Raw genomic sequence first — 14,476 nt, 5'->3', positions numbered from 1 at the left:
GGCGGGCCGGCCTTCCTTCCCGGACCGTCAGGCCTGCATCCCGGCGAGCTTCGTGTCCGTCTTCGCGACGACCTCGTCCGGCACGAAGAAATCCGCCGCCAGCGGTCCCTTTGCGCCGGGCGCATAGGCGGAGAAGTCGGTGACGCCTTCCTCGCGCAGCACGAGTTCGTCGATGAAGAAATTGCCGGTGCAGGCGCGCGACGAGCGCACGAGGATCGCATGCGCGGCGTCGGCCATGATCTCGGGCAGCCGGCTCATCGAAGCCATCGCGTCGCCGCCGAGCAGATTGCGCACGGCTGCCGTGTCGATCGCGGTCAGCGGCCAGAGCGAGTTCACCGCGATGCCGTCCTTCGCGAACTCGGCGCTCATGCCCAGCGTGCACATCGACATGCCGAACTTCGCCATCGTGTAGGCGACGTGGTTCCTGAACCATTTCGGGTCCATGTCGAGCGGCGGCGCGAGGTTGAGGATGTGCGGGTTCTGCGCCTTCTTCAGGTGCGGGATGCAGGTCTTGGAGACGAGAAACGTGCCGCGCGTGTTGATCTGGTGCATCAGGTCGTAGCGCTTCATGTCGGTTTCCAGCGTGCCGGTCAGCTGGATGGCGCTGGCATTGTTGATGCAGATGTCGATGCCGCCGAACGCCTCCACCGTCGCCTTCACCGCGAGATCGACCATCTCCTCGCTGCGGATGTCGCAGAGCACCGGCAGCGCCTTCCCTCCGGCTTCCTCGATCAGCGCGGCGGCGGTGTGAATCGTGCCGGGAAGCTTCGGATGGGGCTCCGCGGTCTTGGCCGCGATCGTGACGTTGGCGCCGTCGCGCGCCGCGCGCAGCGCGATCGCCAGGCCGATGCCCCGCGACCCACCGGAAATGAAGAGGGTCTTTCCCTTCAGCGACATGGCGTCCTCCCGCAAACGGTCCCGAGTGCATCCTCGCCCGCCGGCCGTCCCGACGCAAGCAGTGGCGGTCAGGACCTGTCGGCGAGGTCGCTCAGGAAGGCGCGCAGGCGCATCAGTTCCGGCGCGATCGGCCGGCCATCGGCGCGCTGATCGAAGATGTAGTGCTCGAGATCGCGCCGCGCGCGCCAGAGATCGTAGGCCTCCACCGGCGGCAGGGACGACATCCCGTCTTGCGGCAACTTCTCGACTGCGGACATCGGACTCCCTCGCACCGGCAGCAACCCATGCCGTATTCCAAGAAGCGCTCATGGACGCATTGCGCTGGGTCAATCCGGCCCCGCGCGCCCGCCCGGCGCCGCGGCGGCGGTGTCGGGACAGATGTTGCCGCGTCAGGCCTCGCCGGCCTCCAGTCCCCATTGCTCGACCAGCCTCGGGTGGACCAGCTTCGCATGGAGCGTCAGGAGCACGATGTCGGCGTCGAAGCCCTCGCCCGCCGCGAGGGCGGCCTCCAGCCGCCGTTCCGCATCCGCTGCCGGCTGCGGCCCGTTGGCGATCGTGAAGGCCTCGGCCCCGAGCGCGCAATAGGCGAACAGCCAGGCCGTGAAGGGATAGGCATGCTCGGGCGGCTCGCCCTCCGGAGCGTAATCCTTCATCAGGTTGACCAGTGCCAGCTTGGCGCCCTCCGGCACGCGGGCCGGATGCAGGTCGAAGGCGCGCAGCGCGTCGTCGAGCAAGAGCAGGTCCCGCGACCGGCCGAAACGCCCCAGAAATCCGAACGACGATCCCCGCCTGGCCATGTACCCTCCCGCTCCGACGCGGCAGGCATGCGCCCCGCGTCGCACGCACATCGGGATCGGGCGGGCCAGGTTCAAGAGCTTGCCGCCGCCGCGCGGTCCGGCGGCCCGCGTCAGCCCGGCTTGCGCTCGATGAAGCGGATGCGGTTGCTGAAGGGATCGGTCACCGACATCTGCGCTCCCCAGTCCAGGTTCTCGATCCCCGGCTTCATGTAGCGGTAGTCCTTCGCCTTCAGTTCCGCATGAAATGCGGCGATGCCGGTCATGAAGACCACCATGTTGCCGCCCGGCGACGCGTCGCCGGCATGTTCGGAAAGATGCAGCCGGACGTTTTCCCGCGACACCTGGCAGTAGAGTGGAAAATTCTCGCCGAAGCGGTGCTCCCAGTCGACCGAGAAGCCGAGGAAGCCGCAATAGAACTCGCGCGCCTTGGCCTCGTCGAAGATGCGCACGATCGGCACTGGCGGTTCGAAGGCGAAGGCCGGCGACGCGCCTTCCCTTGCGTCGGTCGCGCCGATCTTCGCCGACAGCACGTTCCAGTCCGGCTGGTCGAATTGCCGCGCCACCAGTTCGAGGGCCGCCGAGTGCGTCAGGTCGACGCCCGTCTCGCGCAAGGCCTCGCGCAGCGATTTCGCCATCGCCTTGGCGTCCAGATGGGTCCGCATGGAATTTCCGATCCTTCCATTGACGGCGAACAGTCCCCGGCGCCCGCGTTGCCGGTGTCGTCCGCCGAGGGAGAGACCGGTTGGAAAATCGTTCTTGCGCGTTCGCCATCCCCTTTCGGGGTGCGGGCTGCGGGCCGCGCCAGCCTTGGCCGAACGATAGTGCAGGCGGTCGCGGAGCGTCAATGTCGCGTCGCGCGGCGGGCACGCCGGAACAAAACGGACACGCTCGCTGGCCTTTGCCGGGCGAATCACTACATTCGGACGCATGTCAGACTTTCCCGATATGCCGTTCTTCGACGAGGACGACGCAACTCCCCCCCGTCCGGCCTCCCCCGCTCCGGGCGGCATCGCGGCCCGCGCCATGGCCGCGCGGCGACCGCAGGCGCCGGACTATCTCGCCGGGCTGAACCCCGAGCAGCGACTCGCGGTCGAGACGACGGAGGGCCCGGTCCTGGTCTTGGCCGGTGCCGGCACCGGCAAGACGCGCGTGCTCACCACGCGCATCGCCCACATCCTGGCCACCGGCCGCGCCTACCCCTCGCAGATCCTCGCGGTGACCTTCACCAACAAGGCCGCGCGCGAGATGAAGCACCGCATCGGCGTGCTCGTCGGCGAGGCGAGCGTCGAGGGCATGCCCTGGCTCGGCACCTTCCACTCGATCGGCGTCAAGATCCTGCGCCGCCATGCCGAACTGGCCGGCCTGCGTTCCGACTTCACCATCCTCGACACGGACGACGTCATCCGGCTGATCAAGCAGATCATCCAGGCCGAAGGGCTCGACGACAAGCGCTGGCCGGCGCGGCAGTTCGCGCAGATGATCGACGGCTGGAAGAACAAGGGCCTGGCGCCGAAGGACATCCCCGAAGGCGACGCCCGCGCCTTCGGCGACGGCCGCGGCCGCGCGCTCTACGCCGCCTACCAGGAGCGGCTGAAGACGCTGAACGCCTGCGACTTCGGCGACCTGCTCTGCCACCCGATCCGGCTCCTGCGCGACAATCCCGACGTGCTGGCCGACTATCACCGCCGGTTCAGGTACATCCTGGTCGACGAGTACCAGGACACCAACACGGCGCAGTACATGTGGCTGCGGCTTCTGGCGCAGCGGCCGAAACTGCCCTCTTCTCCCCGTTCACGGGGAGAAGATGCCGGCAGGCAGATGAGGGGCGGCGCGACCGTCAGCGAGGATGGCACCGGCCCCTCATCCGCCCCTTCGGGGCACCTTCTCCCCGTGAACGGGGAGAAGGAAAGGCCCACCGTCAACATCTGCTGCGTCGGCGACGACGACCAGTCGATCTACGGCTGGCGCGGGGCGGAGGTGGACAACATCCTGCGCTTCGACAAGGATTTCCCGGGCGCCACCGTCGTGCGGCTGGAGCGCAACTACCGTTCGACGGCGCATATCCTCGGCGCCGCCTCGCATCTCATCGCCAACAACGAGGGCCGCCTCGGCAAGACGCTGTTCACGGAGAAATCCGATCCCGAGGACGCCAAGGTGCAGGTGCATTCCGCCTGGGATTCCGAGGAGGAGGCGCGCGCGGTCGGCGAGGAGCTGGAGCAGATCGAGCGCAAGGGCGGGTCGCTCAACGACGTCGCCATCCTGGTGCGGGCCTCGTTCCAGATGCGCGAGTTCGAGGAACGCTTCATCACCCTCGGCCTCGCCTACCGCGTCATCGGCGGCCCGCGCTTCTACGAGCGCCAGGAGATCCGCGACGCCATGGCCTATCTGCGCGTCGTGGCCAATCCCACCGACGACCTCGCCTTCGAGCGCATCGTCAACGTGCCGAAGCGCGGGCTCGGCGAGGCGGCCATCCGCCAGGTGCACGACGCCGCCCGCGCGCTCGGCATTCCGATGCTCGAAGCCGCGCGAAAGCTCGCCGAGAGCGACGAGATGAAGCCGAAGCCGCGCGCGGCGCTGCGCGAACTCGCCGCCTCCTTCCAGCGCTGGCAGGAGGCGCTGGAGGCGACGGCGCACACCGAGCTCGCCGAGACCATCCTGGAGGAGAGCGGCTACACCGACATGTGGAAGGCCGACAAGTCGGCCGAGGCGCCGGGGCGACTGGAGAACCTCAAGGAACTTATCCGCTCCATGGACGGCTACGAGAGCCTGCGCGGCTTCCTGGAACACGTCGCGCTGGTCATGGATGCCGAACAGACCGAGGCGACCGACGCCGTCTCGATCATGACGCTGCACTCGGCCAAGGGGCTCGAATTCGACACCGTCTTCCTCCCCGGCTGGGAGGAGGGCCTGTTCCCGCACCAGCGCGCGCTCGACGAGGGCGGCCGCACGGGGCTGGAGGAGGAGCGGCGGCTCGCCTATGTCGGCGTCACCCGCGCCAAGCGCGTGCTGCACATCTGGTTCGTGTCGAACCGCCGCATCCACGGGCTGTGGCAGTCCACCATCCCCTCGCGCTTCCTCGACGAACTGCCAGAGGCGCATGTCGAGGTGGCCGATGCCGGCCAGTCCTATGGCGGCTACGGCGCGGGCGGCTATGGCGGCGGCCAGGGCCATGGCGGAGGGCGTGGCTCCTTCGCCGACGGCAATGCCGGCCGGCGCAACCCCTACGGCGCCTCGCGCTTCGACAGCCTGGGCGCGTCGGGCGGCGGCCAGGGCGGCGCCACCGGCGGGCGCGGCGGCCAGGGCGGCGGCGCCTTCTCCTCGACCTACGCCACGCCCGGCTGGGCGCGGGCGCAGAAGAACCGCACCGAAGCCACCGACCGCAACTGGGGCAACCGCTCCGGCCATGCCGTCGAGCGCATCGGCTACGGCGAGACCGATTCGGGCTACGGCGCCGGCCGCGGCTCGGTGAAAGGCCGCGTCATCGAGGGCGAACTGGTCGCCAAATCCGTCTCCGACACCCCCTCCCCCTTCGCCGTCGGCGACCGGGTCTTCCACCTCAAGTTCGGCAACGGCAACATCGCCGCGATCGAAGGCAACAAGCTGACGATCGATTTCGACAAGGCCGGGCAGAAGCGGGTGCTGGACGGGTTCGTGGAGAAGGTGTGAAGAGGAGCCGCTGACGGGGACAGTTTACTTTTTCCGGTAAAGGCACCGCACTGCCGCAGTCCGCGCACCGGAAAAAGTAAACTGTCCCCTGCGCTCCACCTCAAGTTCGGCAACGGCAACATCGCGGCGATCGAAGTCAACAAGCTCACGATCGACTTCGACAAGGCCGGGCAGAAGCGGGTGCTGGACGGGTTCGTGGAGAAGGTGTGAAGAGGAGCCGCTGACGGGGACAGTTTACTTTTTCCGGTAAAGGCACCGCACTGCCGCAGTCCGCGCACCGGAAAAAGTAAACTGTCCCCTGCGCTCCACCTCAAGTTCGGCAACGGCAACATTGCCGCGATCGAGGGCAACAAGCTGACGATCGATTTCGACAAGGCTGGGCAGAAGCGGGTGCTGGACGGGTTCGTGGAGAAGGTGTGAAGAGGAGCCGCTGACGGGGACAGTTTACTTTTTCCGGTAAAGGCACCGCACTGCCGCAGTCTGCACACCGGAAAAAGTAAACTGTCCCCTGCGCTTGTCCCAGCGCTCAGATCGGTTTCCGCGCACGCTTCCCCAGCTTCGCTCCCAGCCCTTCGACCCAGGCCCTGGCGCCTAGCGGGCGGCCGGTCGTCTCGGCTTTGCGCAAGGCGCGCATGGCGGCATCCGTGGCTTCCACGGAGATCATCGAAGCGAAGTCCGGCCACCGGTCGAGCACCGGCCGCACGGTCACGACGCCATCGTCGAACCCTGCAAGATGCGCCCGGGCGCTGGACCACGGCCATTCCTGCGCGGCCTTCACCAAGCCCGCCCGCACCGGGTTCAGCGATACGTAGCGCACGGCGCTTTCCAGGTGGTCCTCGTCCATCGGCGCGGAGCCGAAGCGCCCCTGCCAGAGATGACCCGTCCAACCCTCACGGTCGTTGATGAAGCGGGTGTAGCGCCGGTGCGCATCGGCAAGCGTCGCGCGCAGTCCATCAGGGTCGGACGGTACGAGAACGAGATGAACGTGGTTGGGCATCAGGCAATAGGCCCATATGGCCGTTGCCGCTTCTCCTGCCGCTTCGGCAAGTATCCTGCGGTAGAGCCGATAGTCGTGCGGCGAAAAGAACACACGTTCGCGGCGGTTTCCGCGCTGCGTCACATGATGCGGGACGCCGGGGACGACGATACGGGCGAGCCGTGGCAAGGACAATTTCCCCGGGACGGTTACTGTTTTCACTCTACCACAGCGAACCGCGGACAGTTCTACATTTTCCTCGTTCTCGGACGGCGTCCTGATGCGCGTGTCGGGGCGAGACGGCAAACTGTCCCCGCCTTCGCCCCTTGCCCCACCCCGCCCCGCATGGCATCCCTGCCCCATGCACAGCGTCACCATCCCCGACCATTTCCGCGACAAGATCGCCCGCCGGCGCGGGCGGTTCGAGATCTTCGACCGGCTGGACCCCGCCCGCACCGCACTCGTCGTCGTCGACATGCAAAAGGCCTTCGTGGCCGAAGGGGCGCCGGTGGAGGTGCCGCTGGCGCGGGGGATCATCGGCAACGTCAACCGGCTCGCCGCCGCCTGCCGCGCCGTCGGGGCGCCGGTGGTGTGGATCAAAACGACGCTGACCGACGCGACGGGCGAGCATCCCTGGCCGGTGTTCTTCGATCTCTTCAACACGCCCGAGAGCGGCGCGCGGCTGCTGGCCGCCTTGAGCGACAACTCGCCGTGGCACGGGCTCGCCGAGGGGCTGGACGTCCTGCCGGGCGACCTGCACGTGTCGAAGAACCGCTTCTCCGCCTTCATCCAGGGCGCATCGACGCTCGACATGGTGCTGCGCGCCCGCGGCATCGACCATGTCGTCATCTGCGGCACGCTGACCAACCGCTGCTGCGAGAGCACGGCGCGCGACGCCATGATGATCGGCTACCGGGTGGTCTTCGTGGAGGACGCCAACGCCGCCGTCACCGACGAGGAGCACGTCGCCGCACTCGTCAACGTGGCCGCCACCTTCGGCGACGTGCGGCGGACGGACGACGTGGTCGGCATGCTCGGCTGACGGCCGAGAGCGGGCGTCAGCCGCCGGAGGCCATCGCCTCCCACCGATCCAGAAACGCTTCCACGGAGAGCACCTGCATGTCCGGCACCGCCTCGAACAGCCGCTCCTTCGGCCAGTCCCACCAGGCGAGCGCCTCGAGCCGTGCCACGACGTCGGCGGCAAAGCGCGCGCGCAGCACGCGGGCGGGCGAGCCGGCGACGATCGTGTAGGCCGCCACGTCCTTCGTCACCACCGCATTGGCGCCGACGGCCGCGCCGTTGCCGATGGTGACGCCCGGCAGGATCACCGCGCCGTGGCCGATCCAGACGTCGTGGCCGATCGTGACGGGCTTCGCGCGCCGTCGCTCGCGAAAGATCTGGTCGACGCCGAGATAGCGGAAATACTCGTTCGGCCGATAGGTCAGCTTGTGCGTGGTCACCCGCTCCAGCGGGTGGTCCAGCGCGTTGATACGGCTGTTGGCGGCGATCGAGCAGAACTTTCCGATCGCGGCATAGATGCCCTCGGCGTGGCGCTCGACATAGGAATAGTCGCCCACCGTCACCTCGCGCAGGATCACCCGCTCGCCGATCGACACATGCCGGCCGAGCCGGCAGCCCTTCAGCTCGGCGGTGGAATGGATGCGCGGCTCGTCGTCGGTGAAGCGGGGATCCTCGGCCATGCCACGGCTCTAGCGGCCAGCCGGCCGGGCGGCAAGCGGCAGCGCTACTGCGGCTTGCCCTTCGTCCACTCGACCTGCTGGCCGTAGAGCGGCACCGTCGAGATCGCCATCTTGGCGGAGCCGTCCTGCACCTGACGCGAATGCGACAGGTAGATCAGCGTCTGGTTCTTCCGGTCGTAGATGCGGTTCACCACCTGCTGCTTCCAGATCAGGCTGATGCCCTGGTTGAACACCTCCTCGCCGTCCTTCGACAGGTCGATGTCGCCGATCCGGATCGGGCCGGTCTGCCGGCAGGCGATGGAGGAATCGGAGGGATCCTCGAACCAGTTGCCCTTCTGCAGCCGGTCGATCACGCCGCGCTCGAAATAGGAGACGTGGCAGGTGACGCCCTGGACCTCCGGATCGGAAATGGCCTCGATGATGATGTCGTTGCCGAGCCAGTCGACGCCGACCTCGCCCACCTCCTCGGCCCGGGCGGCGAGCGGAAGGGCGATGAGCCCGGCAAGGGCGGCCGCAGCGAGGCGGTTGCGGATCATGGCGTGTCTCCTGGAACTGTCGCCCCGCAGATGGGCCTTCGCGCCGCCTCGCGCAAGATTGAAGCGGCCGCGACGACCGGCCGCCTTTGCACCTGCGGGCCGAAACGCCTATATCGCTGGCACGACGACACGAAAGAGCCCCGATGCCCGCCCGCCCGGCCCTCCTCTCCGCCACGATCCTCGCAGCGCTCGCCGCGGCAACGGGTGTGGCGTTCGCGGCATGGGGCGAGAAGGGCCCGGCGATGTTCATGGTGCTCGCCGAGGGCGGGCTTTCCTGGTGCTTCTAGCTCCGTCCGCGAAACCGACAGCGAGAAAACGAACATGATGCGTGGAATTCTGGTCGGCATCGTGGTTCTGATGGCAGGCGCCATCGGCTGGCTGACCTTCGACTGGTACCGGACGACGCATTCGGGCGAACCCTTCGGCGACGCTTTCGCGCTCACCGACCAGTCGGGCCAGCCAATCACCGAAGCGGCCTTCCGCGGTCACCCGACCGCCGTGTTCTTCGGCTTCACCCATTGCCCGGAGGTCTGTCCGACGACGCTGTTCGAGCTCGACGGCTGGCTGAAGCAGCTCGGGCCGGAGGGCGAATCCATCCGCGCCTACTTCGTCTCGGTCGATCCGGAGCGCGACACGCCGGAAATCATGAACACCTATGTCTCCAACGTGTCCGACCGCATCACCGGCATCACCGGCGAGACGGCGAAGGTGGAGGCGATGGCAAAATCCTTCGGCATCTACTGGAAGAAGGTGCCGCTGGACGGCGGCGACTACACGATGGACCACACCGCCTCGATCCTGCTGCTCGGCCGCGACGGCGATTTCTTCGGCACCATCGCCTATGGCGAGAACCCCGACACGGCGATCGCCAAGCTGAAGCGGCTGGTCGCCGAGGGCTGAGGCTTGAAGCGCCGGGCCGGCTGAGGCAGGAAGAGCGCCCGGCCTCCCCACCCTGCGCCGGCCGAACGTTCCGGAGTTTCCCGTGCCGCAGACCAAATTCTCCTTCACCGCGCCGCGCGCGCTCGCCCGGCAGGTCTACGGTCTCGTCGAGGCTGCGTTCGAGGAGGATGGCTGGCCCGTCGCGCTGACCGACATCGACGAGGACAAGGGTCCCGCGCAAGGCATCGAGACGGTCGACCTCTATGTCGACGGCGACGGCGAGGACGAGGCCGGGCGCCTCGCAGGGCTGCTCGCGGCGGAAGGCATCGAAGGCGCGTTCGCACGCGAGGTTCTTCCCGAGACGGACTGGGTCACGGCCTCGCTCGACGGGCTGAAGCCGGTGCGCGCCGGGCGCTTCCTCGTCCACGGCAGCCACGACCGCGACAAGGTGCGGGCGAACGACCTCGCCATCGAGATCGAGGCCGGCCTGGCCTTCGGCACCGGCCACCACGGCACGACGGCCGGCTGCCTGGAAACGATCGAGAGACTGGTGAGGAACCGGCGGCCCCGCCGCGTGCTCGACCTCGGCACCGGCAGCGCGGTGCTGGCGATCGCGGTGGCGAAGCTCGCGCGGGTGCCGGTGCTCGCCACCGACATCGATCCGGTCGCCGTCGACGTGGCGCGCGAGAACGCGCGGCTCAACGGCGTCGCCGGCCTGGTGCGCTGCGTCACCGCCACCGGCTTCGGCCATCTCGAGATCGCGACGCGTGCGCCCTACGACCTGATCGTCGCCAACATCCTCGCCAACCCGCTGATGAAGCTCGCACCGCAGATGGCCGCGCATCTGGCGCCCGGCGGCTCGCTCATCCTGTCGGGCATCCTGGTGCGCCAGCGCAACGCGGTGGTGGCCACCTATGCCGGCCAGCGCTTCCGACACGTCTCGACGCTGACGCGCGGCGACTGGGTGACCATTCACTTCGAGCGCTGAGGGGCTGGTCGCATCGTGGGCGGCAGGCGTCTCCGGCGGGTCCTGAGCCCTTGGGACACCCCCCTCTGCCTGCCGGCATCTCGCCCTCAAGGGGGGAGATCGGCTGTCGCAATGCCATCGCCATTCTGATCGACGGAGAGAGAGCGCTGCCGCTGCAATTGTCGATCTCCCCCCTTGAGGGGGAGATGCCGGCAGGCAGAGGGGGGTATCGCAGGGCGCTGTCGCTGAAAGGTCCGCACGTCACGCTGCCGCCCCCAAAACAACCAAAGGCGGCCCTTCCGTCCGGAAGAAGCCGCCTTCGATGCATGCGGCGGGCACGAAGCCCGCGCAGGCCGATCAGAACATGTAGTAGGCCCCGCCGCGCTTCTTCAGGTCGGCGCGGTCGTAGCCGTGCGACTTCAGCGTCTCGTCGTCGAGCATCAGGAGCGCGCCGTTGACGTAGCGGCTGACCTGGCGCTGCCGGGCCTCGACGAGCGCGTCGACTGCATTGCGGAAAAATCCGGTCTTGGTGGCCATGTCGAATGTCCTTCGTGACTGGCGTTGATCTGTCTTCGTCTGGTTTGAAAGGTAAGTCGTGCTGAGCTTTTCAACCAGAGCAGTTGCAGCATGCCACCCATGCATTCTTCGCATATGCGAGATTGCCTTGTGCGTCGCAGCAATCACGGCTGTCGCCGATTCCGGAGACGATGCATGGCGACGGTTCAACCGGCCGACGGAATCCTCTAGGGTCGCGCCGACCTCGCATCAGACGGACCCTTCATGTTCCAGACCTTCGACAGCGTTTCCGACCCCTCCCTCGCCGGTCCGCGCGTGGCGCGGCTTCGCGCCTGGCTGGCGGCGCAGGGCCTCGACGGCTTTCTCGTGCCCCGCGCCGACGAGCACCAGGGTGAGTATGTGCCGGCGCGGGCCGAGCGGCTGCGCTGGATCACCGGCTTCACCGGCTCGGCCGGCGTGGCGCTGATCCTCTCCGACCGGGCGCATCTCTTCGTCGACGGGCGCTACACGCTGCAGGCCGCGCAGCAGGCCGACCCGTCGATCTTCTCGGTCGAGAGCCTGATCGAGACCCCGCCGCCGGCCTTCATGCGCGAGCACCTGCCGCAGGATCTGGCCATCGGCTTCGATCCCTGGCTGCACACGATCGGCGATGCGGCGGCGCTGAAGAGCGCGGTCGAAGCGCGCGGCGGACGGCTGGTGGCGCTGGAGCGCAATGCCGTCGACGCCGTCTGGGATGACCAGCCGGCCCCTCCCCTCGAGCCCGTCGAGGTCCATCCCGAGCCGTTCGCCGGGCGGCTGGCGAAGGACAAGCTCGCCGATCTGGCCGAAGCGGTCGGCAAGGCCGGCGCCGGCTGTTGCGTGCTCACCGATCCGGCCTCGCTCGCCTGGGCCTTCAACATCCGCGGCAACGACGTGCCGCACACGCCGCTGGCGCTCGGCTTCGCCATCCTGCGCGCCGAGGGGCTGCCGCTGCTCTTCCTCGACGAGCGCAAGCTGCCGATGCGCACCGAAGCCTATCTTACCCAGCTCGCCGACCTGATGCCGCCGTCGGCCCTCGACGACGAGCTGAAGCGGCTTGCGTCCGCAGGCACGAAGGTCGGCCTCGACACCGCGCTCGCGGCCGAGAAGCTGCGCACGATCGTCGAGGAGAACGGCGGAACCGTCGTTTCGATGGCCGATCCGGTGCGCCTGCCGCGCGCCACCAAGAACGAAGCCGAACTTGCCGGCACGCGCGCCGCCCACCGCCGCGACGGCGTGGCGGTGACGCGCTACCTCGCCTGGCTCGACCGGCAACAACCGGGCACGGTCGACGAGATCGGCGCGGTGACGGCGCTGGAGGAGGTTCGCCGCAAGGCCGGCGAGGAGGCGCAGATGCGGCTGCGCGACATCTCCTTCGACACGATCTCGGGCGCCGGGCCGAACGGCGCCATCATCCACTACCGGGTGTCGACGGCGACCAACCGCGTGCTTGGCGACGGCGAACTGTTCCTGGTCGATTCCGGCGCGCAATACCAGGACGGCACCACCGACATCACCCGCACGGCGCCGATCGGGCAGCCGAGCGACGAGATGCGCGAACGCTACACGCTGGTGCTGAAGGGCCTGATCGGCATCTCGCTCTTGCGCTTCCCTTCAGGCACGCGCGGCGCCGACATCGACGCCGTGGCGCGGATGGCGCTGTGGAAGGCAGGCCTCGACTACGGCCACGGCACAGGCCACGGCGTCGGCTCCTACCTCTCCGTCCACGAAGGCCCGCAGCGGATCGCGAGAACCGGCACCGAAAAGCTTCTGCCCGGCATGATCCTTTCCAACGAGCCCGGCTACTACAAGGCCGGCGCCTACGGCATCCGGCTGGAAAACCTGATCGTCGTCACCGAGCCGCAGGCGATCGAAGGCGGCGACAAGCCCATGCACGGCTTCGAAACCCTGACGCTCGCGCCCTTCGACCGGCGGCTGATCGTGGCGGAGATGCTGACCGCCGAGGAGCGCGGCTGGCTCGAGGCGTATCATGCGCGGGTGGTGGCGGAGATCGGGCCGATGCTGGGGGACGAGGATCGGGCGTGGCTGGAGGGGATGGCGGGGGCGGTGTGAGGGCACAATCCGCCAACACGTGAGCATGGGAACGCTGGCTATACGGACTATTCTGCGAGAAGTCGTTCCTATTTAGATGGACGCAAAGTCTGCCTTGAATCGAAACGAAGACATAGGGGCAAGTGGCGGCCGAGATGGCGAAGAAGGTAAACCGAATAGCTGACTTGCCATCTGTGCAGCAAATATCTGCTGCGCTACCGTTCATACGATTGACTCGGCACCTTGCGAGGCTGGCTCTATTAACGGGCCTTGGAGGAGAAAAGGCATGTAAATTTATCGATGTTTCCGATCAAATTCTGGCCCAATCCGAAGTACTTGATCTCCCCGACCGCTTCAACGCCGCATTCGCAGAGCGCGGTTGGATTGCGACCTCTTCAATGTCGGTAGAGGCGATGCGTGCCGCGTTGGATAAGCACGAAGAGGGCGATACGAATGCAGGAGAGGAAATCATCCTTGAATGGGTGCTAGACTCAGGGACTTTGAACTTCTTTGCTATTAGCCGCAGCAAGCGATTCGGCGAAGTCCACGGCCGGTGGGATCAACTGCGCGAAGCACTCGCGCTGACAGAAGAACGCCGCTACTGGTCCGCCGTGCCACTAGTCCTAATCGCCTGTGATGGTTTCGCATCCGATGTGTTGGGAACCTCACCGTTCGAGAAGAACGCGGACCTGAGGATGTTCGACTCAATGGTCGCTCATCCATCTTCGCTCCCCGCAGCAATCACGCGAATCACAAAGGGGGTGCGCAAGTCGAGCGACGAAACGCTGTATCTCCCCCTTCGGCACGGTATCCTGCACGGCCGCTCGCTAGGCTACGCGAACCGCGCTGTCTGCGGGAAGGCGTGGATGCTGATGATCGCTTTGGTTGATTGGGCGGCGGACAAGCGGGACGAAGAGGTGCGCCGAGCCAAGGACAAGGCGCGACACTCGACCGATTGGAGGGAACTATCCTCATCGCTACAGAAGAGTCAGGCTGACAAGGCGGCTATTGAGGCGTTCGTACAGCGACGCTGGGAGGGGTCCTTCGGCGAGGCCTTGGCCGAGAACGACCCTCCATTAGCGTTCTTTGAGTTTCTGACCGGTTGGCGGACGCGGAACTTTGGACTGATGGCGAAGCGGGCCGTCAACCTTACTCAGCAGAAGCACGGGCATCTCGCAGGGCGCCTTCGAACAGATGCAGAACATCTATTTCTCACCGATTTCGAGATTCTTCGGGTGTCTCAGACAACGGTTGCGCGTGCGGAAGCGGTAGTTCGAATGAAAGGTCAAACGCTGAAAGGCGAGGTCAGCGGCAAGTTCATGGTTTTGGCTTTCCGAAACACGGCCGATGGCGGCGTCGCGATGCCTTCAGATGAGGGTACCTGGCAGGTTCGGCAAGCGTGCATGTTCGACCTTCTGCACGAAAGAACGATCGATAAGCACGAAAACTAGACATGAGGCTATCATCCTACG

General features: G+C 67.0%; 14 protein-coding genes and 2 pseudogenes. 8 read left to right on the top strand and 8 right to left on the bottom strand.

The window, feature by feature from the left end; genetic code table 11:
- Positions 1 to 27: 27 nt before the first annotated feature.
- The 4 genes from IAI54_RS03335 to IAI54_RS03320 form a co-directional block, all read right to left on the bottom strand.
- The gene (locus IAI54_RS03335; RefSeq protein ID WP_187971010.1) at positions 28 to 897 is read right to left on the bottom strand and encodes an SDR family oxidoreductase; all 870 of its coding nucleotides are present in this window, start codon (positions 895 to 897) and stop codon (positions 28 to 30) included.
- Between the two features lie 68 nt (positions 898 to 965).
- Positions 966 to 1,154, bottom strand: coding sequence for a hypothetical protein (locus tag IAI54_RS03330; protein ID WP_187971009.1), 189 nt, complete (start codon positions 1,152 to 1,154; stop codon positions 966 to 968).
- Positions 1,155 to 1,286: 132 nt separating this feature from the next.
- The gene (locus IAI54_RS03325) at positions 1,287 to 1,694 is read right to left on the bottom strand and encodes a hypothetical protein (RefSeq protein ID WP_187971008.1); all 408 of its coding nucleotides are present in this window, start codon (positions 1,692 to 1,694) and stop codon (positions 1,287 to 1,289) included.
- A 110-nt stretch (positions 1,695 to 1,804) separates the two neighbouring features.
- Positions 1,805 to 2,356 carry a glyoxalase superfamily protein gene (locus tag IAI54_RS03320; protein WP_187971007.1) on the bottom strand — a complete coding sequence of 184 codons (552 nt, stop codon included), beginning with the start codon at positions 2,354 to 2,356 and terminating at the stop codon, positions 1,805 to 1,807.
- A gap of 265 nt (positions 2,357 to 2,621) precedes the next feature.
- On the opposite strand from IAI54_RS03320, the pseudogene IAI54_RS03315 reads away from it, so the two are divergent.
- Positions 2,622 to 4,940, top strand: a pseudogene (locus IAI54_RS03315) (ATP-dependent helicase); the annotation flags it as partial.
- Between the two features lie 75 nt (positions 4,941 to 5,015).
- Positions 5,016 to 5,360 (top strand): annotated as a pseudogene (locus IAI54_RS29235) (ATP-dependent DNA helicase); the annotation flags it as partial.
- Positions 5,361 to 5,886: 526 nt separating this feature from the next.
- On the opposite strand, the gene IAI54_RS03310 reads toward IAI54_RS29235, so the two are convergent.
- The gene (locus IAI54_RS03310; RefSeq protein ID WP_187971005.1) at positions 5,887 to 6,525 is read right to left on the bottom strand and encodes a transposase; all 639 of its coding nucleotides are present in this window, start codon (positions 6,523 to 6,525) and stop codon (positions 5,887 to 5,889) included.
- A gap of 172 nt (positions 6,526 to 6,697) precedes the next feature.
- On the opposite strand from IAI54_RS03310, the gene IAI54_RS03305 reads away from it, so the two are divergent.
- Positions 6,698 to 7,378, top strand: a complete 681-nt coding sequence (locus tag IAI54_RS03305; protein WP_187971004.1) for an isochorismatase family protein — start codon at positions 6,698 to 6,700, stop codon at positions 7,376 to 7,378.
- A 16-nt stretch (positions 7,379 to 7,394) separates the two neighbouring features.
- Here the strand turns inward: IAI54_RS03305 and IAI54_RS03300 are convergent, their stop codons facing one another.
- Both IAI54_RS03300 and IAI54_RS03295 read right to left on the bottom strand, forming a co-directional pair.
- Positions 7,395 to 8,036: a DapH/DapD/GlmU-related protein gene (locus IAI54_RS03300; protein WP_187971003.1), complete on the bottom strand. Its 642-nt coding sequence runs from the start codon at positions 8,034 to 8,036 to the stop codon at positions 7,395 to 7,397.
- Positions 8,037 to 8,080: 44 nt separating this feature from the next.
- Entirely contained in the window at positions 8,081 to 8,572 is a 492-nt protein-coding gene (locus tag IAI54_RS03295; RefSeq protein WP_187971002.1) for a CreA family protein, read from the bottom strand.
- Between the two features lie 143 nt (positions 8,573 to 8,715).
- Between IAI54_RS03295 and IAI54_RS03290 the strand changes: the two genes are divergently transcribed.
- The 3 genes from IAI54_RS03290 (at position 8,716) to IAI54_RS03280 (ending at position 10,439) form a co-directional block, all read left to right on the top strand.
- Entirely contained in the window at positions 8,716 to 8,859 is a 144-nt protein-coding gene (locus IAI54_RS03290; protein ID WP_187971001.1) for a hypothetical protein, read from the top strand.
- 34 nt (positions 8,860 to 8,893) lie between these two features.
- Positions 8,894 to 9,472, top strand: a complete 579-nt coding sequence (locus IAI54_RS03285) for an SCO family protein (RefSeq protein ID WP_187971000.1) — start codon at positions 8,894 to 8,896, stop codon at positions 9,470 to 9,472.
- A gap of 82 nt (positions 9,473 to 9,554) precedes the next feature.
- Positions 9,555 to 10,439, top strand: a complete 885-nt coding sequence (locus IAI54_RS03280) for a 50S ribosomal protein L11 methyltransferase (protein WP_187970999.1) — start codon at positions 9,555 to 9,557, stop codon at positions 10,437 to 10,439.
- 336 nt (positions 10,440 to 10,775) lie between these two features.
- Here the strand turns inward: IAI54_RS03280 and IAI54_RS03275 are convergent, their stop codons facing one another.
- On the bottom strand, positions 10,776 to 10,955 hold the full coding sequence (locus IAI54_RS03275) for a hypothetical protein (protein ID WP_187970998.1): 180 nt from the start codon (positions 10,953 to 10,955) through the stop codon (positions 10,776 to 10,778).
- 243 nt (positions 10,956 to 11,198) lie between these two features.
- Here IAI54_RS03275 and IAI54_RS03270 point away from each other — a divergent pair, with 243 nt between their 5' ends.
- Together IAI54_RS03270 and IAI54_RS03265 are read left to right on the top strand one after the other, a co-directional pair.
- Complete coding sequence (locus tag IAI54_RS03270) at positions 11,199 to 13,025, top strand: aminopeptidase P family protein (RefSeq protein ID WP_187970997.1); 1,827 nt, start codon at positions 11,199 to 11,201, stop codon at positions 13,023 to 13,025.
- A gap of 134 nt (positions 13,026 to 13,159) precedes the next feature.
- Positions 13,160 to 14,455, top strand: a complete 1,296-nt coding sequence (locus IAI54_RS03265; protein ID WP_187970996.1) for a hypothetical protein — start codon at positions 13,160 to 13,162, stop codon at positions 14,453 to 14,455.
- Positions 14,456 to 14,476: the final 21 nt, after the last annotated feature.

The sequence above is a fragment of the Aquibium microcysteis genome, from assembly GCF_014495845.1.
GTDB lineage: Bacteria > Pseudomonadota > Alphaproteobacteria > Rhizobiales > Rhizobiaceae > Aquibium > Aquibium microcysteis.
This window is presented reverse-complemented; position numbering and strand designations above follow the sequence as displayed.